This window comes from Vogesella oryzagri (assembly GCF_040148885.1).
GTDB classification, from domain to species: domain Bacteria; phylum Pseudomonadota; class Gammaproteobacteria; order Burkholderiales; family Chromobacteriaceae; genus Vogesella; species Vogesella oryzagri.
On the sequence record NZ_JBEFLD010000006.1, the window covers coordinates 119375 to 140814 of the forward strand.

The window sequence follows — 21440 nt, forward strand, 5'->3', positions numbered from 1 at the left end:
CCGGCTATGCCGCCTCCGCGCGGCAGGGCCGGTTTTGACGTTATTCACCCCGGTTTTTGCAGAAAGCCCGCATGTCCGCCGACTTCTCGCAGGATCACTTCGCCCTGTTCCAGCTGCCGCGCCGCTTCCGGCTCGATAACGCCGCCCTGGACAGCGCCTGGCGCACCGCCGCTGCTGCCGCGCACCCGGACCGCTTTGCCGCCGCCGGCGACGCCGAGAAACGCGTGGCGCTGATGCAGGCCACCCGCATCAACGAGGCCTACCAGACGCTGAAATCGCCGCTGGCGCGCGCGCGTTACCTGCTGCAGCTGGCAGGCGTGGATACTGCCGAAGAAACCAACACCAGCATGCCACCGGCGTTCCTGATGGCGCAGATGGAATGGCGCGAGAACATCGAGGATGCCCGTCACGGCAAGGATGTCGCCGCGCTGGAGACGCTGACCCGCCAGTTGCGCGGCGACGTGAAGGCGCTGGAAGACGAGCTGGCCGCGGTGCTGGACGATGCGCCGGATCACGCCATTGCCGCCCTGCTGGTACGCAAGCTGCGCTTTCTGGAAAAACTGGACCAGGAAATCGGCGACGCCATCGAAGCGTTGCTGTACTGAACCGAACAAACCTCAGGTTGGCCGCGGCCAACCTTTGCACAAAGTAAGCTGACCCGACATGGCCCTACTGCAAATCGCCGAACCCGGCCTCTCCGCCGCCCCGCACCAGCACCGCCTGGCCGTGGGTATCGATCTGGGTACCACCAATTCGCTGGTTGCCACCGTGCGCAGCGGCAGTGCCGTGGTGCTGCCGGACGAGCAGGGCCGCAACCTGCTGCCGTCGGTGGTGCGCTACGCGCCGGATGGCAGCACCGTGGTGGGCTACGCCGCGCAGGCCGAGCAAAGCCGCGATGCCACCAACACCATCGTGTCGGCCAAGCGCTTCATGGGGCGCGGGCTGGCCGACCTACAGGACGTTGGCCGCAGCCCGTACCGCTTTGTCGATGCGCCGGGCATGGTACAGCTGGTCACCCGCGCCGGCACCAAGAGCCCGGTGGAAGTATCCGCCGATATCCTGCGCACACTGAAAACCCGTGCCGAAGCCAGCCTGGGCGGCGATCTGGTCGGCGCGGTGATCACCGTGCCAGCCTATTTCGATGATGCGCAGCGCCAGGCCACCAAGGATGCGGCGCGGCTGGCCGGCCTCAACGTGCTGCGCCTGTTGAATGAACCCACCGCCGCCGCCATCGCCTACGGCCTGGACAACGGCGCCGAAGGCACCTACGTGGTGTACGACCTCGGCGGTGGCACCTTCGACGTGTCGGTGCTGGCGCTGTCGCGCGGCGTGTTCGAGGTGCTGGCCACCAGCGGCGACTCCTCGCTTGGCGGCGACGACTTCGACCACCGTATCTACTGCTGGGTGCTGGAGCAGGCCAATCTGCACGGGCTCACCGCGCAGGACACCCGCCTGCTGCTGACCCGCGCCCGCGAAGCCAAGGAAGCGCTGAGCGAGCACGCCACCACCCGCATTACCGCGCTGCTGTCCGACGGCCTGACCGTGGACCTGGAGCTGGCGCAGGCCACCTTCCACGACATCAGCAGGACCCTGCTGGACAAGACCCTGCTGCCGGTACGCAAGGCGCTGCGCGACGCCAAGATCACCATCGACGACGTCAAGGGCGTGGTGATGGTGGGCGGCGCTACCCGCATGCCGCAGGTGCAGAAGGCCGTCGGCGATTTCTTTGGCCGCCCGCCGCTGACCAACCTGGACCCGGACAAGGTGGTAGCGCTGGGCGCCGCCATCCAGGCCGACGTGCTGGCCGGCAACAAGGGCGGCGAGGACTGGCTGCTGCTGGACGTGATCCCGCTGTCGCTGGGCATCGAGACCATGGGCGGGCTGGCGGAGAAAATCATCCCGCGCAACAGCACCATTCCGGTGGCGCGCGCGCAGGAATTCACCACCTTCAAGGACGGCCAGACCGCGATGTCCATCCACGTGCTGCAGGGCGAGCGCGAGCTGGTGGCCGACTGCCGCAGCCTGGCCAAGTTCGTGTTGCGCGGCATTCCGCCGATGGTGGCCGGTGCCGCCCGCATCCGCGTCACCTTCCAGGTGGATGCCGACGGCCTGCTGTCGGTGACCGCGCGCGAGCTGACCTCCGGCGTGGAAGCCAGCATCGAGGTGAAACCGTCCTACGGCCTGTCCGACGACGAGATCAGCCGCATGCTGACCGAGTCGATGACCCACGTGCAGGAAGACATCAACGCCCGCAAGCTGCGCGAGGCGATCGTGGATGCCGAAAGCCTGATCGCCGCCATCCATGCCGCGCTGGAAGTGGACGGCGATCTGCTGGCGGCGGAAGAACGCGCCGAGCTGGACGGTGCGCTGATCGGTCTGCACACCGCCATCGCCACCCAGGTCACCCGTGAGGTCAACGCCGCCACCCAGCGCCTGAACCAGATTAGTGAGCCGTTTGCCGCCCGCCGCATGGACCGCAACATCCAGCGTGCGCTCAAGGGCAAGAACATCGGCGCCCTGTAACCATTGAGACGGCCGCCCGCTGCGGCCAACCCGGAGACTTACCCATGCCGCGTATCATCGTGCTGCCCAATACCGACCTGTGCCCGGACGGCGCCGTGCTCGACGACGTCGCCACTGGCACCAGCATCTGCGAGGCCCTGCTGGCCCACGACATCGAGATCGAGCACGCCTGCGAAATGTCCTGCGCCTGCACCACCTGCCACGTCATCGTGCGCGAAGGCTTCAACTCGCTGCCGCCGTCCGACGATCTGGAAGACGATATGCTGGACAAGGCCTGGGGCCTGGAAGCGCAGTCGCGCCTGTCGTGCCAGGCCATCGTCACCGACCAGGATCTGGTGGTGGAGATTCCGCGCTACACCATCAACCACGCCCGCGAACATCACTGAGGAGCCCGGCCATGAAATGGAGCGACATCAACGACATCGCCATCGAACTGTGCGAAGCGCATCCGGAGGTGGACCCGAAAACCGTGCGCTTTGTCGATCTGCACAACTGGGTGGTGGAACTGCCGGGCTTTGACGACGACCACAAGCGCGGCGGCGAGAAGGTACTGGAAGCCATTCAGCAAGCCTGGATCGACGAGGCGGAGTAAGTCGCCACGTTGGCCGCACGCCCACCACGCCCTGCCCTGCGCAGGGCGTTTGCGTTTGGACATGCCTGCGGCAGGCCGGCTTTGCTATGCTGGAGCATCCCTGCCATCACCCACCCCATCCGGAGGCTGTCATGCTGACCCTGGTCATCGGCAACAAGAATTTCTCGTCCTGGTCGTTGCGGCCGTGGCTGCTGCTCAAGCACATCGGCGAGCCGTTCCGCGAGCAGCACATCCGCCTGTACATGCCGGACACGCAGCAGCACCTGCTGGCGGCCAACCCGGCCGGCAAGGTGCCGGTGCTGTTCCACGACAACCTGCGGGTGCATGACTCGCTGGCGATCTGCGAGTACCTGAACGAGCTGTTCCCCGCCTCGAAGCTGTGGCCGGACGATGTCGCCGAGCGTGCCGAGGCGCGCGCGGTCAGCGCCGAGATGCACAGCGGCTTTCTGGCGCTGCGCGGCGAGCTGCCGTTCAACGTCACCCTGCGCACCCGGCATCAGCCATCGCCGGAAGCCGCCGCCGACATCCGCCGCATCTGCGACATCTGGCAGCAGCTGCGCCAGCGCCACGTGGATGGCGGCCCGTGGCTGTTCGGCCGCTTCAGCATTGCCGACGCCATGTTCGCGCCGGTGGCGTGCCGCTTCGTCAGCTACGGCATCGAGTTGCCGCCGCTGGCGGCCGCCTACGCCGACCATGTGCTGGCCGATGCAGCGCTACTGGAGTGGTTCGACGCCGCGGAAACCGAGCAGGCTGCCACGCTGGCCTAGCCCGCCGGCCTGTCCGTTTGGCCGCCGCGGTAGTCGGCCGCGCGCCAAGTCATTAGAATGGCGGGCTTTTTTGTTGGGACATCACACATGAGCACACCGTTCATCATCGGCATCGCTGGCGGCAGCGGCAGCGGCAAGAGCACGGTTACCCACAAGGTACTGGAAGCGATCGGGCCGGAGATGGCAGCCGTGATCGTGCAGGACTACTACTACCGCGACCAGAGCCACCTGTCATTCGAGCAGCGGCTGGGCACCAACTACGACCATCCGCAGGCCTTCGACTGGCCGCTGCTGATCGAGCATATCGACGACCTGCGCAATGGCCTGGCCATCGACATGCCGGTGTACGACTTTGCCCGCCATAACCGCGCCGAGGAAACCGTGCGCATCCAGCCGGCGCCGGTGATCGTGATCGAGGGGCTGTTCCCGCTGTACGACGCTGCGCTGCGCGACATGATGTCGCTGAAGATCTTCGTCGATACCGACGCCGACGTGCGTTTCATCCGCCGCCTGAAGCGCGACATCGCCGAACGCGGCCGCATCACCGACAACGTGATCGAGCAGTACCTGGCCACGGTGCGGCCGATGCACAACCAGTTCATCGAGCCGACCAAGCGCTTTGCCGATGTGATCCTGCCGCACGGCGCCAACGAGCCGGCGGTGGACATCATCACAACCAAGGTCACCAGCCTGATCGGTTAGCAAGTTTCTGATTCTTTGCAACTTTCCGGCGGCCTTCCCCTCCAACCCGCCATATCGCCGCCAGGCCCAAGGTTGGCCGCAGCGCTTGTTGCCAGTGCCCTGGCACTTTGCGGTAAAACGGCAAAGCGGCCACCGCAGTTGCACGGCCGGGTCTGGACGCAGCACCCAACGCTGCCGCCAGCTAGCCGGTTGGCCGTCGGCTTATTCACCACCACAGGAGCAACCATGGTCACCCTGAAACCGCGCAACCCGTTTGCGCATGCACCACAGATGAAGAAAGGCGGCGCCCACCAGCGCAGTGCCTCCGGTGCCCGCTTCGGCAACAAGCAAGCGTTGCTGGCCGAGCTGGACGACTGGTATGAGGAATACCGGGACGCGCCCGCCACCGAACGCATCACGGAGGCGGACGGTAGCGACAAACCGGGCTGCGGCCCGGTTTTTTTGCGCCTGCGCCCGCTTGGCGGCTACCACGCCCGGCACTAAGCAATCCGTCGCGGCCCAGTCTGCGCTGACCTTGCCTTGCCGCTCACCGCGATACCCATCTGCCAGTGGCCGCCACTCCCCTCTCCGGCACGCCCTACTCACCGTTACACCGTCTCGCCACCGCCGCCGTGACAGCGCCAATTTAAATATGTACAATCGGCACATATTTAATTTGCCGTTGCCAGCGGCCCATGCCAAGCATCACCGGCAGGGAAGCGGCGAGCCCGCCATGGGCGCTGGCGCTTTTAAAAATGTATCAATTACACATCTAAAGGATGCACACATGCTGGATGCCGCTACCCGCCAACTGGTCAAAGCCACCGCCCCGGTACTGAAAGAACACGGCGTTACCCTCACCCGCCATTTCTACGCCCGCATGTTCCAGCACAACCCGGAACTGAAGCAGATCTTCAACCAGGGCCACCAGCAGGCCGGCAGCCAGCAGCAGGCGCTGGCCATGGCGGTAGCCGCCTACGCCGAGCACATCGACGACCCGTCGGTGCTGGCGCCGGTACTGGCGCTGGTGGCCAATAAGCACGCCAGTCTGGGCATCCGCGCCGAGCATTACCCAATCGTCGGCGGCCACCTGCTGGCCTCGATCCGCGAAGTGCTGGGCGATGCCGCCAGCGACGAGCTGATCGCCGCCTGGGCCGCCGCCTATGGCCAGCTGGCCGATATCCTGATCGCCGAGGAAGGCAAGCTGTACCAGCAGGCCGCCAACCAGCGCGGCGGCTGGAGCGGCTGGCGCGGCTTCAAGGTTGGCCGCAAGGTGGTGGAAAGCGAAGAGATCACCTCGTTCTACCTGCAGCCGGCCGATGGCGGCCCGCTGCCGCAGTACCGCCCGGGGCAGTACCTGTCGGTGCGCCTGCTGGTGCCGCAGCTGGGCATGATGCAGCCGCGCCAGTACAGCCTGTCATCCGCGCCCGGCGGCAATGCGCTGCGCATTTCGGTGAAGCGTGAAGCCGGCAATAGCACCCCGGCCGGTATGGTGTCCAACCAGCTGCATTACGCGGTGAACGAGGGCGACCATCTGGACGTGGCGCCGCCGATGGGTGATTTCTTCCTGCATGAAGAACGCAGCACGCCAGTGGTGCTGCTCAGCGCCGGCGTTGGCACCACGCCGATGCTGGCAATGCTGGAACAGCTGCTGCAGCAGAACAGCCCGCGCAGCATCCGCTACCTGCACGCTTGTCGCCACGGCGGTGTACACGCCTTCCGCCAGCAGCTGGCCAACTGGGCACGCGAATACCCGCAACTGCAAAGCCAGGTCTGGTACGAACACCCGCGTGCCGAAGACATCGCCGGTCGCGACTACCAGCACGTTGGCCGCATCGAGCTGGCCGCAGTGGCTGCCAGTGCCATCCTGCCGGATGCCGACTACTACCTGTGCGGGCCGCTGCCGTTCATGCAGCAGCAAAAAGCCGCGCTGCTGGCGCTGGGGGTGGACGCCGCGCGCATCCACGCCGAGGCCTTCGGCACCGGCGGTGCCGGGGTGTAATTGAGGCCGGCGCCCAGCAAGCGTATGCTCTGTGCTTTGTCCCTGACACTGCCGCCATGCAACTGACGCACTTTACCGACCTGGGCCTGCGGGTACTGATGTACCTGAGCTACCCGCAGCGCGCTACCCCGGTCACCATCAGCGAAATTGCCGAACGCTTTGGCGTGTCGCGCAATCACCTGGTCAAAGTGGTGCATTTCATGGCGCAGCACGACTGGCTGGCCACCAGCCGCGGCAAGGGCGGCGGGCTGGCGCTGTCCCGCCCCGCCGCGCACTACCGGCTGGGCGAGGTGATCCGTTCGCTGGAAGACATCGGCGACCTGATCGACTGCGCCGAACCGCCATGCTTCCTGCGTGGCCGCTGCCAGCTGAAAGGCGTGCTGGACGAAGCACTGAGTGCTTTCTTCGCCGTGCTGGATCGCTATACGCTGGCCGACGTGGTGGCCACGCCGACCGGCGAGGCCATCGCCGTGCTGCACATGATGGGCGTCCACAACCGCAGTTGACCCCGCCACCGGCCAAGGTTGGCCGCAAACAAAAAGCCCGGCATGCCGGGCTTTGTTGCGTGCAGCGCAGGCTGGGCGCGGCGTCAGATGGTCTTGGAGTAGCGTGCCTTGGTTTCGCGTTCGCGCAGGTGACGGTCGAACACCATGGCGATGTTGCGGATCAGGAAGCGGCCCTTCGGTGCCACCATCAGGAAGTCGCCATCGAAGGTCAGCAACCCCATGTGCTGGAATTCGCGGATCAGCGGCAGCTCATCGGCAAAATAATTGGCGAAGTTGATGGCGAAGGTTTCTTCGATTGCCTCCACCGACAGCGAGAAGCGGCACATCAGCGACTGGATCACGCTGCGGCGCAGAATATCGTCCTGGGTCAGCGTCATGCCGCGCAGTACCGGCAGGTGGCCGGCATCCAGCGCCGCATAGTAGGCGTCGATGTCCTTTTCGTTCTGCGAGTAACAGGGGCCGACCTTGCCGATGGACGACACCCCCAGCCCGATCATGTCGCAGTCGGCGTGGGTGGAATAGCCCTGGAAGTTACGTTGCAGCCGGCCCTGCTGCAGCGCGCGGGTCAGTTCGTCGTCCGGCTTGGCAAAGTGGTCCATGCCGATGAACACGTAGCCGGCGTCGGTCAGCTGCTGCACCGAGTTCTGCAGGATGTCCAGCTTGTGCGCGGCCGTGGGCAGGTCGGCCTCGTTGATGCGGCGCTGCGGCATGAACACGGTCGGCAGGTGCGCGTAGTTGTACAGCGCGATGCGGTCCGGGTTCATCGCCAGCACCTTGTCCACGGTGCGGCGCACCGAGTCGGCATTCTGCAACGGCAGGCCATAGATCAGGTCCACGCTCACCGACTTGAAGCCGGCTTCGCGCGCAGCATTGATCACGGTGAGGGTTTCTTCCTCGCTCTGGATGCGGTTTACCGCCTGCTGCACCGCCGGGTCGAAGTCCTGGATGCCCACGCTCATGCGGTTGAAACCCAGTCGGCCCAGGTGCAGCACGGTGTCGCGGCCAACCTTGCGCGGGTCGATCTCGATGGAGAACTCGCCATCCGGCAGCAGCTCGAAATGCTGGTTGATGGCCGCCATCACCCGGCTGAGCTGCTCGTCGGAGAGGAAGGTCGGCGTGCCGCCGCCAAAATGCAGCTGGATCACCTTCTCGCGGTAGCCGAGACGGCCGGCCACCAGCGCGATTTCCTTTTCCAGGTAGTCCAGGTATTGATCGGCGCGGCTCTTGTCCTTGGTGATGATCTTGTTACAGCCGCAGTAGTAGCAGATGGTGTTGCAGAACGGCACGTGCACATACAGCGAAATCGGCCGATGGCTGGCACCGATGGCATGCTGCTGCAGCCAGTGTTCGTAATCTTTCACCCCAAAACCGCCGTGAAAACGGTCGGCAGTGGGGTAGGAAGTGTAGCGCGGGCCGGAACCTTCAAGTTTTTCGATAAGCTCTCGATCGAAAACACATTGGGTGGGCATAAAGGGGGCGGTGGGTGTCATAATTTTCTGGCTTGGAAAACTGGTGGTGGGCTGGTAAATTTGCGCTAATTGACACTTGCCACGCTTTGACGCGTGTCAAGCAAGCCTCTAGCCTTGCGAAAACCGGAACCCATGACCGAGCAAACCCCCTCCCTGCACACGCTGAAAGTGTCGTGCTCCAACTGTAGTTTGCGCGAACTCTGCTTACCAGTCGGCCTGAACCGGGAAGAAATGGCCCAGCTGGATGCCGTTATCCGCCAGAGCCGCCGCCTGAAGCGTGGCGAATACCTGTTCCGCTCCGGCGAAGGCTTCCGCTCGCTGTACGCGGTGCGTACCGGCTTCTTCAAGACTTGCGTCTCCAGCCAGGACGGCCGCGAGCAGGTCACCGGCTTCCACATGTCCGGCGAGCTGATGGGGCTGGACGGCATCTCCGCCAGCCAGCACGGCTGCGATGCCATCGCGCTGGAAGACAGCGAGGTGTGCGAGCTACCGTTCAACCGCATGGAAACCCTGGGCCGCGACATCCCCAGTCTGCAGCACCACTTCTTCCGCCTGATGAGCCGGGAAATTGTGCGCGACCAGTCGGTGATGCTGCTGCTGGGCAATATGAAGGCCGAGGAACGGTTGGCCGCCTTCCTGCTCAACCTGTCGCAGCGCCTGGCCGCGCGCGGCTTTGCCGCCAACGATTTCATCCTGCGCATGAGCCGCGAGGAAATCGGCAGCTTCCTGGGGCTGAAGCTGGAAACCGTCAGCCGCACGCTGTCCAAGTTCCAACAGCAAAGCTGGCTGAAAGTGGACCACAAGCACATCCAGATGCTGCAGCCGGAAGCACTGAAGGCGCTGGTAGCCGGCTGCTCACAAGCCAACAGCCTGCGCTGAACCGCAGCGCCACCACAACGCCCCGCACTGCGGGGCGTTTTGCTTGTCGGCCCGATACTAGATGGCGCCGATCGACAGCGCCGCCGCCAGGGTGGCGCCCAGTTCTGCCGCGGCCGCCAGCGCCGCCTCCGTCACCTCGCCCTTCACCAGCACGGGTGGCAGCGCTTCGTGCAGCGGGTAGCCGCTGGCGATGCGGCGGATGGCGCTGAGCGCGCCCTGGCCGTCGTTGCCGGCGCTGATGATCACCGCGTACGGCAAGCCCGCCACCTTGCCCTGTGCCGGGTAAAAGGTCCGATCGAGAAAATCCTTCAGCGTGCCGGCCATGTAGCCGAAGTTTTCCGGCGTCGCCAGCACCAGCGCGTGGCAGGCCAGCAGGTCGTCGATGCCGGCGTCCAGCGCCGGTAGCAGCCGCACCGCCACATTGTCCTCGCCGCCGGCCGCCGCCGCGGCCGCCGTCACCAGCGCCAGGGTGTGGCCGCTCTGGCTGGCGTAGACCAACAGCAGGGTTTTCATGGTGCGCCTACGATGCGGCCAACTTGCGCTGCAGCTCGGCCAGCATGCCGGGCAGCGGCCAGTCGTCGCGCACCACGAAGCCGCGGGCGATCTCGTGCCAGTCGCCGTCCGCCCCCGGCGTCAGCTCCGCCACCAGCCGTGCGCCGTCGACCGCCGCCAGCTCGGCCTGCAGCTGTACCAGGGTCAGCACCGCAGCAGCCTCGGCGCGTGCCGGCGCCAGCCAGCTCAGCCGTGGCAGCAGCAACCAGCGGCTGTCGGCGGCGTGTTGCGGCCAGGGTTCGGACAATCGCCGCCACCAGCCGCAGCAGGCATCCGCATTGAAGGGAAAAGCCGGGCGCGGCGCCCCCGGGTAGAACAGCCAGCCGGAAAGGCGGCTGTAGGCCGGGCAGCCGGCAAAGCCCGGCGGCAGCTTAGCCGCCGGATGGCAGGACAGCGCCAGCTGGCTGGCCAGCTTGCGGTACTTCAGCGGCCAGGCATCGCGCAGACTGGGACCGACCAGCTCGCCGCCGGCGGCATCCAGCTGCAGATAGAACTTGCTGGCCGCCTCCAGATGCAGCGGCTGGCCGTCGATGCGCAGCAGGTAGTCGAATTCGCCGATGCTGCGGCCGTGCTCGGCCAGCGGCAGGTTGGCCGCCACGCAATCGATATGCGGCGCCAGCTGGAACCAGAATTCGAGCAGCGACTCGGCATACACCCCCAGCCGCCGCGTGGGACGCGCAGCCAGCCAGTCGAGCAAAGGCTGCGGCGCGGCATCCAGCGCCATCAGTTGCGGCCAACCTTGCGGCCCCAACAGCCGGGCACAGTCGATTTCGGCACCGCTGTGCCACGGCGCCGGGCAACTCAGCAGAAAGGCCAGATCGCGCACCGGCTGGCAGCGTAGTGCGCTGAGGCCTTCGGCCAGCCGGTGACGGTAGCTCATGACTCGTGACCGTCCTTGTCGCCGTCCTGGCCCTTGCCGGCCAGGCGCTGCGCCTGCTTGTAGAAGCCGCGCAGGATGTCGATCTCCTCGCGCAGCAGGCCAGCACGGTGGAACATGGTGCGCAGGCGGCGAATCATGCGTTCGCTGTTGCGGCGGCGGTAGTAGCCGATGTCTTCCAGCGTGGCATCCAGATGGTCCACCATGCCGTCCACCTCGCCCTGGGTGGCGCTGTTGCCGTCCGGCTTCAGGTAGTCGACGCTGACACCGGTGTGGCTGAACAGCTCGTAAGTCATCACCTGCACCGCCATCGCCAGGTTGAGCGAGAAATACTCCGGGTTGCCGGGGATGGTCACCAGCCGGTTGCACTGCTCCACTTCCTCGATGGACAGGCCGAAGGTCTCGTTGCCGAACACCAGCGCCACCTGCTCGCCCTCACGCGCCCGCGCGATCAGCTCCGGCGTGGTTTCGCGCGGGATGGACAGCGGCGTGGTCAGTTCGCGGCGGCGGCTGGTCAGCGCGCAGGCCACGGTAACGTCGGCCAGCGCCGCGGCCAGCGTCGGTACCACGGTGGCGGTCTGCAGCACGTCCACCGCACCGGACGCCAGCGTGTCCGCCTCCTCGGATGGAAACACCTTCGGTTCCACCAGATACAGCCGCGTCAGGCCCATGGTCTTCATCGCCCGCGCCGCCGAACCGATGTTGCCCGGATGGTTGGGGCGCGCCAGCACGACGCGAATGTTCTTCAAAAAATCAGGTACTTGGGGTTTATTCATCAGGTGATTTTGCGTAGAATCGCGGGTTTTCCGAAACGCCCGTCGCTGCGACGGGGTTTTGTCGCTCCTTAACCCAGACAAGTTTACGGCAGGCGTCGCCCGACAGCGGGACGACGATTGCCCATTTCTATTGTGAGGCCGTCAATGCATCCTATGCTCAATGTCGCGGTAAAAGCCGCTCGCCGCGCCGCCAATGTGATCCAGCGCGCATCGCTGAACCTGGACACCATTCGCGTCGAAAACAAAAAGCACAACGATTTCGTGTCCGAAGTCGACCGTGCCGCCGAACAGGCGATCATTGATGTCATTCTGGAAGCGTATCCGAAGCACGGGATTCTAGCAGAAGAGTCCGGTGCCTCCGGCCTCGGCAACGCCGAATACGAGTGGATCATCGATCCGCTGGACGGCACCACCAACTTCATTCACGGCCATCCGCAGTATTGCGTGTCCATCGCGCTGGCGCACAAGGGCCAGATCCAGCAGGGCGTCATCTACGACCCCAACCGCAACGATCTGTTCACCGCCAGCCGTGGTGTGGGCTCGTTCCTGAACGATCGCCGCATCCGCGTTTCCAAGCGCATCAACATGAACGAATGCCTGATCTCCACCGGCTTCCCGGTAGTGGACCAGAGCATGCTGGATACCCACCTGGACATCCTGAAGGATGTGCTGAAGAAAACCGCCGGCGCCCGCCGCGAAGGCTCCGCCGCGCTGGATCTGTGCAACGTGGCCTGCGGTCGCGTGGATGGTTTCTTCGAATTCAACCTCAAGCCGTGGGATATCGCCGCCGGCAGTCTGATCGTGCAGGAAGCCGGTGGCATGGTCACCGACTTCCACGGCGAGCAGACCTGGTTTGAAAGCGGCGACATCGTGGCCGCACCGCCGAAGGTGCTGGGCCAGCTGCTGCCGATCATCGCGCAACACGTAAAGTAAGCCGGACCAGACAAGTCAAAGCCCCCGCGCACTCGCCGTGCCGGGGGCTTTTTGCTTGCCGGCCGCGCTGCGGCCAACCTTGCGCGGCGGCATCGCTAGCCGCTAACGCTGCGCCGGAGTACGTCCATCCCGGCTGGCCGGTGGCGACAGGCGCTGCGGCGAAGACAAAAAAAGGGGGATACGGCCCACCACCGTACCCCCAAACACACACACATCAAGAGGATTCTTGCCGGCATCGGCTGCCGGGGCCTTACTGATCGTCGCGGGAATTGGCTTTCTTGATGAAGTAGCTGATGCACACCCCCACGATGACGGTCGTTACGGAAATAACGATGATGCTCAGTCGACCTACATCATCCGATAGCAGCTGTTTCCACAGTTCCACGATGCTCTCCTTCCGGCAACCCGGCATTCAATCTGAATGCAGCGATCTTACCCCTGCGTAGACTAGGGGCTTTGACACAAGTCAAGCAGCACTAACGCTGGTAACGGTTTGTATCTCGCAATGCAACATACAGCGCACGGGCGTGCGGTGCCGAGCAAGAAAAAGGGCAGGATTTCTCCTGCCCTTTTGTGTTGGCGCAATGTTTTTACTTCAGGAATAGCTTAGATCGCGCGCCTTGCCCCAGAACACGCGGTAGGCAAACACGGTGTAGCCGATGATGGCCGGCAGCACCACCGCGGCGCCGATCAAGATCACCCACAGCGCCTCGGCGTCGCTGGCGGCCTGCCAGATACTCAGCCGGCCGATGACGATCTCCGGGAACACGCTGTAGGCCAGCCCCCAGAACGACAGCAGCACGATGCCCACCGTGGCGGCAAACGGCAGCCAGCAGAAGCTGTCGCGCCCAGCCGCCTGCCTTGCGGCCAACCTTGGCAGACTGACGGCCAGCAGCACGAACAGCGCCAGGCTGATCAGCGGCAGCGGCAACAGCAGCAGGAAGTCCGGCAGCGTGAACCACTTGGCGGCGATGCGGCTGCTTGCCAGCGGGGTGGCGATCGACACCGCGGCCACCGCGAGGCCGGTACCCAGCAGCGCGCGCTGCGCCCAGCGCGTGGCACGCTGCTGCAGCTCGCCCTCGGTTTTCATGATCAGCCAGCCGGCGCCCAGCAGCACGTAGCCGGCGGTCAGCCCGGCGCCGGCCAGCAGCGCAAAGCCCCAGGCCGCGGCGCCGGGGGCGAAGCCGGTCAGGTAACGCCCCAGCATCACGCCCTGGCTGATGGCCGCCAGCAGCGAGCCGGCAGCAAAGGCGGCGTTCCACGCCGGCTGGTGGTGCGCCTGCGCCTTGACGCGGAAGTCGAAGGCCACGCCGCGCAGGATCAGCCCCAGCAGCATCAGCGCCACCGGCAGGTACAGCTCGCCGAGGATGATGCCGTGCGCCATCGGAAACGCTACCAGCAGCAGGCCGACGCCCAGCACCAGCCAGGTTTCGTTGGCGTCCCAGAACGGGCCGATGCTGGCGATCATGGTGTCGCGCTGGCTGTCGCTGCCCAGCGGCAGCAGCACGCCGACGCCCAGGTCATAGCCATCGAGGATCACGTAGGCCAGCAAGGAGATGGCCATCAGGCCGGCGAAGATCACCGGCAACCACAGTTCCGCATTCATGCCGAGACTCCTTCAAGGTTGGCCGCAGCCGGCTGGCCGGCCTTCTTCGCGAGGTAAAACACCACCGACACGTAGCTCGCCAACAGCACCGCGTACAGCGCCAGGTACATCAGCAAGGTGGACAGGATCATGCCGCCGCCCACCGTGGATGCCGCATCGGCGGTGCGCAGGATGCCGGTCACCAGCCACGGCTGGCGGCCGATCTCGGTCACGTACCAGCCGGCCAGCGTCGCCAGCCAGCCGGAAAAGGTCATCGCCACCAGCACGCGCGTCAGCCACGGTGCCGGTTCGCCACGGCGGCGCAGCTGCCACGCCGCCAGCCAGCTGGCCAGCAGCATCGCCACGCCGACCGCCACCATCACGCGGAAGCTCCAGAACACCTTGGCCACCGGCGGATGCGCGCCGGCAAACTCGTTGAGGCCGCGAATCTCGCCCTCCGGCTGGTGGGTGATGATCAGGCTGGCCAGCTTGGGAATGCCCAGCGCGTAGCGGTTGGACTGCGTCGCCTCGTCCGGCAGCGCGAACAGCAGCAGCGGCGCGCCGCGCTCGGTGTGCCACACGCCCTCGATCGCCGCCAGCTTGGCCGGCTGGTGGTGGAAGGTATTCAGCCCGTGCGCGTCGCCGACCAGGATCTGCAGCGGAATCAGCACGGCGGCCAAGGTGACGCCGGTTTTCAGCGCGTGGCGCACGCCGCCTGCGCGGTCGCCGCGCAGCCAGCGGTAGGCCGACACCCCGGCCACCAGGAACGCCACCGTCAGGCCGGAGGCCAGCAGCATGTGCGTCAGGCGATACGGCATCGACGGGTTGAAGATCACCGCCAGCCAGCTCTGTACGTGTACCTTGCCGTCCACCACGCTGACGCCGGCCGGGGTCTGCATCCACGAGTTCAGCGCGATGATCCAGAACGCCGACACCGTGGTGCCGAACGCCACCAGAAAGGTGGCCAGCGTGTGCACGCGGTTGCTCACCCGCGAGCGGCCGAACAGCATGATGCCGAGGAAGGTGGCCTCCAGGAAAAACGCGGTCAGCACCTCGTAGGCCAGCAGCGGCCCGGCCACATTGCCGACGTGCTGCATATAGCCCGGCCAGTTGGTGCCAAACTGGAAGCTCATGGTGATGCCGGATACCACCCCCAGCGCAAAGGTCAGCGCGAAGATCTTCACCCAGAAGCCGTAGGCGTCCAGCCACGCCGCGTCGCCGCTGCGGTCGAAGCGGGTCTTGAAGTACAGCAGCACCCAGCCCATGGCGATGCTGATGGTGGGAAACAGGATGTGGAAACTGATGTTGGCCGCAAACTGGATGCGCGCCAGCGTGACGGGGTCGAGCGACTCCATGATCTACTCCTCCTTGCCGCTGTCGCGGCTGGTGAGCCGCGACAGGCTCTGGGTGAACTGCAATACCTTCTGCACCTGGCTGCCCAGCTTCATCAGCTTCTGCAACGTGTCCACGTCCATGTCGCGGATGTCGGCAAACCACTTGGTGACCAGCTCGATCAGCTGGTACATCTCGTTCATGCGCGCCTGGGCATGGCGCTCGGCATCGCTGCCCGGCGTTTCCAGAATCGCGCCGCGCAGCATGGTCAGCGTCGGCTCCACCTCGCGCTTCTGCCGCTCCTCGGCCAGGGTCTTGAAGATCGCCCACACGTCGTCCGGGGTGGAGAAGTATTCGCGGCGGTCGCCCGGCAGGTGCTGCAGCTTGACCAGCCGCCACGCCTGCAATTCCTTCAGCGCCATGCTGGTATTGGAGCGCGAACAGCCGATGGCCTCGACGATGTCGTCGGCGTTGAGCGGTTTGTCGGACACGTACAGCAAGGCGTAGATCTGGCCCACGGTGCGGTTGATGCCCCAGTGGCTGCCCATCTCGCCGAAATGCAGCACGAAGGACTGGATCAGGGGTGGCAGGTTCATGTCTTTTCCAATTTTCAGTAATTTCTGAAAGTTTGACATAAATCAAAGACCAGCCGCAAGCGCCATCCCACACTCAGTAACCAACAACAGTGCCAACGCCGTGCTGGCAAGCCTTCCGGACGCACAGCCTGCCCACGGCGCACGTCCCCCGTTGCGCCGCAATCAGCAGCATGTCTGCCCTGCATCAAGTGGCGGCTGAGCACCGCTTCACCGCCGCGCCCGCCACGGCTCCAGCGCACGCCAGTTGATATTGGCGGCAGCCGGCACAAAAGCGATACTGTAGCTATCGAAATACCCCGGGGTGCTCATGGCAGACCCTTCCAGGCTTGGCATCGAGTTGCTGCACGCCACCGCCCCGACCGTGGGCGGCCAGTATCTGCAGGCGCTGGTCAGCGGCGTGGCCAGGCATTTCCCGCACAGCCAGGCGCTGATCAGCAGCCTGCAGTTCCAGCCACGGCAACACGCCCGCATCCTGTACAGCAATCAACCACTGGCACGTGACGGCTATGACGTGGCCGGCAGCCCCTGTGAGCAGGTGATTCGTCGCGGCCAACCCTTGCTGCAACAACAGGGGCCAGCCGGGGCGCTGTCCCCCACCGGCATTGACTGGCAAAGCTATGCCGCCTGGCCGCTGCACGACGCGCAGGGCAACTGCCTGGGGTTGCTGAGCCTGTTCTGCCCGCACGCCGGCACGCTGGATGACACGCTGCTGACCGCCATCGCGCCGTTTGCGCTGCGCGCCAGTGCCGAACTGCAGCGCCTGCAGCAAGAGGCCGCCCAGCAGCAACGCATGCGCTGGCATGCACTGCACAGCAGCGTGTTGCGGCAGTACGTCACCACGCAGCAGCCGCTGCCGGAGCTACTGGAACGGGTGGTGCAGCAGATCGAGCAACAGCTGCCGGACTGGCAGTGCTCCATCGTGCTGCTGGATGACCAGCAGTGCCTGCATCCGCTGACCGCACCGTCGCTGCCTGTCGCCTACAGCAATCTCCTGCACGGCATGGCCATCGGCCCGACGGTGGGCAGCTGTGGCGCCGCCGCCTGGCATGGCCGCCGCGTGGTGGCAGAAAACCTACAGCAGCACCCCAACTGGCAGCCATACCGCGACATCGCCACCCGCTTCGGCTTGGGCAGCTGCTGGTCCGAACCCATCATCGACAGCAAGGGCAAGGTGCATGGCACTTTTGCCGTCTACCAGCGCCAACCGGCCACCCCCACACCGCAGGCCATCACCATTCTGGAAGACTGCGCCCGGTTGTTGGCGGTGATCATGGAAAACAGCGAAATCCGCCGTTCGCTGGATAGCCGCACCAGCTGGTATCAGGCCGTGTTGCAGAACTCGGCCGATGCGTTTTCCATCATCGACATGGACGGCCGCTTTCTGGAAGTCAGCGACTGCCTGTGCCAGATGCTGGGCTACAGCCAGGAAGAACTGCTGGCCATGTATTTGTGGCAGGTCGTGCCCAACAGCAGCCCCGAGCTGATCTGCCAGCGCCTGGCCAGCACCTTGGAAGGCGGCGAAACCTTTGACAGCGTCAACCTTCACCGCGACGGCCACCTGCTCGAAATCGAAGTCTGCGCCCGCCGCCTGATGCTGGACGGCAAGCCGGTTGTCCTGGGCTCGGCCCGCGACATCGGTGAGCGCAAGGCGCTGGAGCGGCTGCTGCGCGAGCAGGCCTGCACCGACATGCTGACCGGACTGGCCAACCGCCGCCATTTCCTGCAACGGCTGGAGACGCAGCTGGCCGGCCCGCAGCAGGGCAGCATCCTGTGGATGCTGGACCTGGACCACTTCAAGGCCATCAACGACCACTACGGTCACGACTGCGGCGACCATGCGCTGACCCACTTTGCCCAGCTGCTGCGCCAGCTGCTGCCGGCCGACACCCTGGCCGGCCGCCTGGGCGGCGAGGAATTCGCTGTCCTGCTGTGTGCCGGCACGCCGCAGCAGGCGCAGCAACTGGCCGAGGCTTTCCTGGCCGCGCTGCGCCGCCAGCCGCTGTGCTACCAGCAGCACACGGTGGCGCTCACCGTGTCCATAGGCCAGGTCTGCGTGGCGGCGGGCGAGGACAGCCGCAGCCTGCTGGCCCGCGCCGACCAGGCGCTGTACCTGGCCAAGCACGCCGGCAGGGATTGCTGTGTTTCGCTGCCGTGACGTACCGATTGGCATCCCGTAAAATGTCGCGCCGCGCCCCGCCAGTCGGGGCGCCAGCATTTTTGCGGCCAACCTTTTGCCCAGGATTCACCCGATGAGCACGCCCCAGCACACCCCGATGATGCAGCAGTACCTCGCCCTGAAACGCGAACACGCCGACAAGCTGCTGTTCTACCGCATGGGCGACTTCTACGAGCTGTTCTACGAGGACGCGGAGAAAGCCTCGCGCCTGCTGGACATCACCCTCACCGCGCGCGGCGCCAGTGGCGGCGCGCCGATCAAGATGGCCGGCATCCCCTACCACGCGGCGGAAGGCTATCTGGCGCGGCTGGTGAAGATGGGCGAATCGGTGGCCATTGCCGAGCAGATCGGCGACCCGGCGCTGGCCAAGGGCCCGGTGGAGCGCAAGGTGGTGCGCATCGTCACCCCTGGCACGCTGACCGACGCCGCGCTGCTGGACGACAAGCGCGACAACCTGGTGCTGGCCATCAATATGCACAAGGGCGTGCTGGGCCTGGCCTGGCTGTCGCTGGCCAGCGGCGAATTCAGGATCATGCAGACCGGCGTGGAAGAGCTGCACAGCGAGCTGGAGCGGCTGAAGCCGGCCGAGCTGGTGATACCGGACGACACCGGCCTGGCGGCGTTCGAGGCCATCACCATGCCGCGCAAGAAGCTGCCGCCGTGGCAGTTCGACGTGGAATCGTCGCAGCTGGCGCTGACCCGCCACTTCGGCACCCGCGACCTGGCCGGCTTCGGCGCCGACACCCTGCCGGTGGCGGTAGGCGCCGCCGGTGCCTTGCTGGAATACGTCAAATCGACGCAGGGGGTGAACCCGGCGCACATCGCCCAGCTGGCGGTGGAAGACGCCGGCGAGCTGATCCGCATGGACGCCGCCACCCGCCGCAACCTGGAACTCACCGAAACCATCCGCGGCGAGCCCTCCCCTACGCTGGCCTCGCTGCTGGACACCTGCGCCACCAGCATGGGCAGCCGTCTGCTGCGCCACTGGCTGCACCACCCCATCCGCCTGCACGACAAGCTGGCCCGCCGCCAGCAGGCGGTGCGCGCGCTGCTGGCCGCGCACGGCGAGGTGCACAGCCAGCTGCGCGAGGTGGCCGACATCGAGCGCATCACCGCGCGCGTGGCACTGCGCTCGGCGCGCCCGCGCGACCTGGCGGCGCTGCGCGATTCGCTGGCGGCACTGGCCGGGGTGAAAACGTTGGCCGCAAGCCTGCCGGCGCCACTGCTGGGCGAGCTGGCGGCACTGCTGCCGGACAACTCGCCGGTGGAAACCATGCTGGCAGAAGCCATCCTGCCGGAGCCATCCACCTTCCTGCGCGACGGCGGCGTGATCAACCACGGCTTCCATGCCGACCTGGACGAGCTGCGCGCCATCCAGACCGACTGCGGCGATTTCCTCTTGGCGCTGGAAGCGCGCGAGAAAGAGCGCAGCGGCATCAGCACGCTGAAGGTGGAATTCAACAAGGTGCACGGCTTCTATATCGAGGTCAGCAAGGCGCAGTCCGACAAGGTGCCGGACGACTACCGCCGCCGCCAGACGCTGAAGAACGCCGAGCGCTACATCACCCCGGAGCTGAAAGCCTTCGAGGACAAGGCGCTGTCGGCGCAGGACAAATCGCTGGCGCTGGAAAAGCAGCTGTACGAGGCGCTGCTGGACCGGCTGGCACCGTACATCAGCGAGCTGAAGCTGATCGCCCAGGCGGTGGCCGGGCTGGACGTGCTGGCCGCCTTTGCCGAGCGCGCAGAAACCCACAACTACGTGGAGCCGGAGTTCGTGCCGGACACGCAGCTGGACATCATCGCCGGCCGCCATCCGGTGGTGGAGGCCGAGGTGGAGCGCTTCATCGCCAACGACACGCGCCTCGCCGCCGAACGCAAGCTGCTGCTGATCACCGGCCCGAACATGGGCGGTAAATCCACCTATATGCGCCAGAACGCGCTGATCACGCTGCTGGCGCACATCGGCAGCTTCGTGCCAGCAGAGCGCGCCACCATCGGTCAGATCGACCGCATCTTCACCCGCATCGGCGCCAGCGACGACCTGGCCGGCGGCCGCTCCACCTTCATGGTGGAGATGACCGAAACCGCCAACATCCTCAACAACGCCAGCGAAAAATCGCTGGTGCTGATGGACGAGGTTGGCCGCGGCACCTCCACCTTCGACGGCCTGGCGCTGGCCTGGGCCATCGCCCGCGCGCTGATCGAAAAGAACCGCGCCTACACGCTGTTCGCCACCCACTATTTCGAGCTGACCAGCCTGGCCGGCGAGTACAACAGCGTGGCCAACGTGCACCTGTCGGCGGTGGAGCACAAGGACCGCATCGTGTTCCTGCACCACGTGGAAGACGGCCCGGCCAGCCAGAGCTACGGGCTGGCGGTGGCGCAGCTGGCCGGCGTGCCGCCCAAGGTGATCCGCGAAGCCAAGCGTTATCTTACCGAGCTGGAAAACGAATCCGCCGCCCGCGCCCAGCCCGACCTGTTCGCCAGCCCGGTGGTGATCCAGCACGAGCCGGAACCGCATCCGGCGGTGGAGGCGCTGGCGGAGCTGGACGTGGACAATCTTTCACCGCGCCAGGCGCTGGACTGGCTGTACCAGCTGCAAAAAATGACAAAATAAAGGCAGGTTATTTTTTAGGACTTTCCTACAATAAATAAATCGATGGCCACACAGGAAAGGAGACAAAAAGATTATGCATGCAGAAGGTAACGCCGTAGTTTCCGCGCTGGCGCGCCTGTTTGGTGCCGCCAACGGTGGCGAAGCCCTCCCGCTGTCGGGTATCCGTGAACGAGCCAGCAAGGAGTTATCGCAATTTGCCCGCATTGTGCGGGAAGAACTGGATACCCATGGTATCTCCATCCCGCCCGCTATCAGCCTGGTCAGCTACCCTGACTGCGTACTGGCGGTAGAAGGCGACCACCCGCAACGAGAAGCCATTCAGGCATGGCTGACTGACAACCACCGCATTACCAAGTATTTCAAGGAGGTGGAAGTTCTGTTCGAAGTGGTACGCGCGGCAGAAAATGCCGGCGAGGTATTTCCGGAGTACAGCTGTTTCCATGTCGGCCTGACCAGCGCCGGCCCAGTGGCGTATTTTGACGACCACCACTGCCCGCCGACACTGGCGTGAGCAGATGCAGTAGCAAAAAACGGGAGGCGCTGCCTCCCGTTTTCATTGCTGACCTAGCGGCACGCC

General features: G+C 65.4%; 22 protein-coding genes. 14 read left to right on the forward strand and 8 right to left on the reverse strand.

What is annotated here, in order from left to right:
- Positions 1-71 precede the first annotated feature (71 nt).
- The 9 genes from hscB to ABNW52_RS12590 all read left to right on the forward strand — a co-directional run bounded on the left by hscB (position 72) and on the right by ABNW52_RS12590 (position 7071).
- The gene (gene hscB, locus ABNW52_RS12550; protein WP_349588319.1) at positions 72-605 is read left to right on the forward strand and encodes a Fe-S protein assembly co-chaperone HscB; all 534 of its coding nucleotides are present in this window, start codon (positions 72-74) and stop codon (positions 603-605) included.
- 58 nt (positions 606-663) lie between these two features.
- On the forward strand, positions 664-2523 hold the full coding sequence (gene hscA, locus ABNW52_RS12555; RefSeq protein ID WP_349588321.1) for a Fe-S protein assembly chaperone HscA: 1860 nt from the start codon (positions 664-666) through the stop codon (positions 2521-2523).
- Positions 2524-2567: 44 nt separating this feature from the next.
- Positions 2568-2909, forward strand: a complete 342-nt coding sequence (gene fdx / locus ABNW52_RS12560) for an ISC system 2Fe-2S type ferredoxin (protein ID WP_349588323.1) — start codon at positions 2568-2570, stop codon at positions 2907-2909.
- Positions 2910-2920: 11 nt separating this feature from the next.
- Entirely contained in the window at positions 2921-3115 is a 195-nt protein-coding gene (gene iscX, locus ABNW52_RS12565) for a Fe-S cluster assembly protein IscX (protein WP_349588326.1), read from the forward strand.
- Positions 3116-3246: 131 nt separating this feature from the next.
- Positions 3247-3882, forward strand: a complete 636-nt coding sequence (locus ABNW52_RS12570; RefSeq protein WP_349588328.1) for a glutathione S-transferase family protein — start codon at positions 3247-3249, stop codon at positions 3880-3882.
- 87 nt (positions 3883-3969) lie between these two features.
- On the forward strand, positions 3970-4584 hold the full coding sequence (gene udk / locus ABNW52_RS12575) for a uridine kinase (RefSeq protein ID WP_349588331.1): 615 nt from the start codon (positions 3970-3972) through the stop codon (positions 4582-4584).
- A 225-nt stretch (positions 4585-4809) separates the two neighbouring features.
- Positions 4810-5067 carry a hypothetical protein gene (locus tag ABNW52_RS12580; protein ID WP_349588334.1) on the forward strand — a complete coding sequence of 86 codons (258 nt, stop codon included), beginning with the start codon at positions 4810-4812 and terminating at the stop codon, positions 5065-5067.
- A gap of 229 nt (positions 5068-5296) precedes the next feature.
- A complete protein-coding gene (gene hmpA / locus ABNW52_RS12585; RefSeq protein ID WP_349588337.1) occupies positions 5297-6565 on the forward strand; it encodes an NO-inducible flavohemoprotein in 1269 nt (422 codons plus the stop codon).
- A gap of 56 nt (positions 6566-6621) precedes the next feature.
- On the forward strand, positions 6622-7071 hold the full coding sequence (locus tag ABNW52_RS12590) for an Rrf2 family transcriptional regulator (RefSeq protein ID WP_349588339.1): 450 nt from the start codon (positions 6622-6624) through the stop codon (positions 7069-7071).
- 83 nt (positions 7072-7154) lie between these two features.
- Here the strand turns inward: ABNW52_RS12590 and hemN are convergent, their stop codons facing one another.
- On the reverse strand, positions 7155-8561 hold the full coding sequence (gene hemN / locus ABNW52_RS12595) for an oxygen-independent coproporphyrinogen III oxidase (protein WP_349588341.1): 1407 nt from the start codon (positions 8559-8561) through the stop codon (positions 7155-7157).
- A gap of 111 nt (positions 8562-8672) precedes the next feature.
- Here hemN and fnr point away from each other — a divergent pair, with 111 nt between their 5' ends.
- Positions 8673-9419 (forward strand): fumarate/nitrate reduction transcriptional regulator Fnr, encoded by a 747-nt coding sequence (gene fnr / locus ABNW52_RS12600; protein ID WP_349588343.1) that lies wholly within the window; start codon positions 8673-8675, stop codon positions 9417-9419.
- Positions 9420-9476: 57 nt separating this feature from the next.
- On the opposite strand, the gene ABNW52_RS12605 is transcribed toward fnr, so the two are convergent.
- Genes ABNW52_RS12605 through ABNW52_RS12615 form a run of 3 tightly spaced genes read right to left on the reverse strand, consistent with a single transcriptional unit; the run spans position 9477 to position 11624 of the window.
- The gene (locus tag ABNW52_RS12605) at positions 9477-9932 is read right to left on the reverse strand and encodes a flavodoxin family protein (protein WP_349588345.1); all 456 of its coding nucleotides are present in this window, start codon (positions 9930-9932) and stop codon (positions 9477-9479) included.
- A 7-nt stretch (positions 9933-9939) separates the two neighbouring features.
- Positions 9940-10851: a DUF1853 family protein gene (locus ABNW52_RS12610; RefSeq protein ID WP_349588347.1), complete on the reverse strand. Its 912-nt coding sequence runs from the start codon at positions 10849-10851 to the stop codon at positions 9940-9942.
- Positions 10848-11624: an RNA methyltransferase gene (locus ABNW52_RS12615; protein WP_349588349.1), complete on the reverse strand. Its 777-nt coding sequence runs from the start codon at positions 11622-11624 to the stop codon at positions 10848-10850. Before ABNW52_RS12615 ends, ABNW52_RS12610 begins: the two co-directional genes overlap by 4 nt.
- A gap of 144 nt (positions 11625-11768) precedes the next feature.
- On the opposite strand from ABNW52_RS12615, the gene ABNW52_RS12620 reads away from it, so the two are divergent.
- The gene (locus ABNW52_RS12620; RefSeq protein WP_349588352.1) at positions 11769-12557 is read left to right on the forward strand and encodes an inositol monophosphatase family protein; all 789 of its coding nucleotides are present in this window, start codon (positions 11769-11771) and stop codon (positions 12555-12557) included.
- A 250-nt stretch (positions 12558-12807) separates the two neighbouring features.
- Here the strand turns inward: ABNW52_RS12620 and ABNW52_RS12625 are convergent, their stop codons facing one another.
- The 4 genes from ABNW52_RS12625 to ABNW52_RS12640 form a co-directional block, all read right to left on the reverse strand.
- Positions 12808-12942 (reverse strand): DUF3149 domain-containing protein, encoded by a 135-nt coding sequence (locus tag ABNW52_RS12625; RefSeq protein ID WP_349588354.1) that lies wholly within the window; start codon positions 12940-12942, stop codon positions 12808-12810.
- A gap of 210 nt (positions 12943-13152) precedes the next feature.
- Positions 13153-14163, reverse strand: coding sequence for a cytochrome d ubiquinol oxidase subunit II (locus ABNW52_RS12630; protein WP_349588356.1), 1011 nt, complete (start codon positions 14161-14163; stop codon positions 13153-13155).
- Positions 14160-15497 carry a cytochrome ubiquinol oxidase subunit I gene (locus ABNW52_RS12635; protein ID WP_349588359.1) on the reverse strand — a complete coding sequence of 446 codons (1338 nt, stop codon included), beginning with the start codon at positions 15495-15497 and terminating at the stop codon, positions 14160-14162. The genes ABNW52_RS12630 and ABNW52_RS12635 overlap by 4 nt, the downstream gene beginning before the upstream one ends.
- 3 nt (positions 15498-15500) lie before the next feature.
- The gene (locus ABNW52_RS12640; RefSeq protein WP_349588362.1) at positions 15501-16070 is read right to left on the reverse strand and encodes a GbsR/MarR family transcriptional regulator; all 570 of its coding nucleotides are present in this window, start codon (positions 16068-16070) and stop codon (positions 15501-15503) included.
- Positions 16071-16377: 307 nt separating this feature from the next.
- Here ABNW52_RS12640 and ABNW52_RS12645 point away from each other — a divergent pair, with 307 nt between their 5' ends.
- The 3 genes from ABNW52_RS12645 to ABNW52_RS12655 all read left to right on the forward strand — a co-directional run bounded on the left by ABNW52_RS12645 (position 16378) and on the right by ABNW52_RS12655 (position 21374).
- The gene (locus ABNW52_RS12645) at positions 16378-18225 is read left to right on the forward strand and encodes a diguanylate cyclase domain-containing protein (protein WP_349588365.1); all 1848 of its coding nucleotides are present in this window, start codon (positions 16378-16380) and stop codon (positions 18223-18225) included.
- Positions 18226-18319: 94 nt separating this feature from the next.
- Positions 18320-20863 carry a DNA mismatch repair protein MutS gene (gene mutS, locus ABNW52_RS12650; RefSeq protein ID WP_349588367.1) on the forward strand — a complete coding sequence of 848 codons (2544 nt, stop codon included), beginning with the start codon at positions 18320-18322 and terminating at the stop codon, positions 20861-20863.
- 73 nt (positions 20864-20936) lie between these two features.
- Positions 20937-21374: a hypothetical protein gene (locus ABNW52_RS12655; protein WP_349588369.1), complete on the forward strand. Its 438-nt coding sequence runs from the start codon at positions 20937-20939 to the stop codon at positions 21372-21374.
- The last annotated feature ends 66 nt before the right edge of the window (positions 21375-21440 follow it).

Excerpts from the sequence above, each read along its gene's own strand:
- hscB (WP_349588319.1), top strand. The coding sequence starts at position 72 with ATGTCCGCCGACTTCTCGCAGGATCACTTCGCCCTGTTCCAGCTGCCG.
- hscA (WP_349588321.1), top strand. The coding sequence starts at position 664 with ATGGCCCTACTGCAAATCGCCGAACCCGGCCTCTCCGCCGCCCCGCAC.
- fdx (WP_349588323.1), top strand. The coding sequence starts at position 2,568 with ATGCCGCGTATCATCGTGCTGCCCAATACCGACCTGTGCCCGGACGGC.
- iscX (WP_349588326.1), top strand. The coding sequence starts at position 2,921 with ATGAAATGGAGCGACATCAACGACATCGCCATCGAACTGTGCGAAGCG.
- ABNW52_RS12570 (WP_349588328.1), top strand. The coding sequence starts at position 3,247 with ATGCTGACCCTGGTCATCGGCAACAAGAATTTCTCGTCCTGGTCGTTG.
- udk (WP_349588331.1), top strand. The coding sequence starts at position 3,970 with ATGAGCACACCGTTCATCATCGGCATCGCTGGCGGCAGCGGCAGCGGC.
- ABNW52_RS12580 (WP_349588334.1), top strand. The coding sequence starts at position 4,810 with ATGGTCACCCTGAAACCGCGCAACCCGTTTGCGCATGCACCACAGATG.
- hmpA (WP_349588337.1), top strand. The coding sequence starts at position 5,297 with ATGGGCGCTGGCGCTTTTAAAAATGTATCAATTACACATCTAAAGGAT.
- ABNW52_RS12590 (WP_349588339.1), top strand. The coding sequence starts at position 6,622 with ATGCAACTGACGCACTTTACCGACCTGGGCCTGCGGGTACTGATGTAC.
- hemN (WP_349588341.1), bottom strand. The coding sequence starts at position 8,561 with ATGACACCCACCGCCCCCTTTATGCCCACCCAATGTGTTTTCGATCGA.
- fnr (WP_349588343.1), top strand. The coding sequence starts at position 8,673 with ATGACCGAGCAAACCCCCTCCCTGCACACGCTGAAAGTGTCGTGCTCC.
- ABNW52_RS12605 (WP_349588345.1), bottom strand. The coding sequence starts at position 9,932 with ATGAAAACCCTGCTGTTGGTCTACGCCAGCCAGAGCGGCCACACCCTG.
- ABNW52_RS12610 (WP_349588347.1), bottom strand. The coding sequence starts at position 10,851 with ATGAGCTACCGTCACCGGCTGGCCGAAGGCCTCAGCGCACTACGCTGC.
- ABNW52_RS12615 (WP_349588349.1), bottom strand. The coding sequence starts at position 11,624 with ATGAATAAACCCCAAGTACCTGATTTTTTGAAGAACATTCGCGTCGTG.
- ABNW52_RS12620 (WP_349588352.1), top strand. The coding sequence starts at position 11,769 with ATGCATCCTATGCTCAATGTCGCGGTAAAAGCCGCTCGCCGCGCCGCC.
- ABNW52_RS12630 (WP_349588356.1), bottom strand. The coding sequence starts at position 14,163 with ATGAATGCGGAACTGTGGTTGCCGGTGATCTTCGCCGGCCTGATGGCC.
- ABNW52_RS12635 (WP_349588359.1), bottom strand. The coding sequence starts at position 15,497 with ATGGAGTCGCTCGACCCCGTCACGCTGGCGCGCATCCAGTTTGCGGCC.
- ABNW52_RS12640 (WP_349588362.1), bottom strand. The coding sequence starts at position 16,070 with ATGAACCTGCCACCCCTGATCCAGTCCTTCGTGCTGCATTTCGGCGAG.
- ABNW52_RS12645 (WP_349588365.1), top strand. The coding sequence starts at position 16,378 with ATGGCAGACCCTTCCAGGCTTGGCATCGAGTTGCTGCACGCCACCGCC.
- mutS (WP_349588367.1), top strand. The coding sequence starts at position 18,320 with ATGAGCACGCCCCAGCACACCCCGATGATGCAGCAGTACCTCGCCCTG.
- ABNW52_RS12655 (WP_349588369.1), top strand. The coding sequence starts at position 20,937 with ATGCATGCAGAAGGTAACGCCGTAGTTTCCGCGCTGGCGCGCCTGTTT.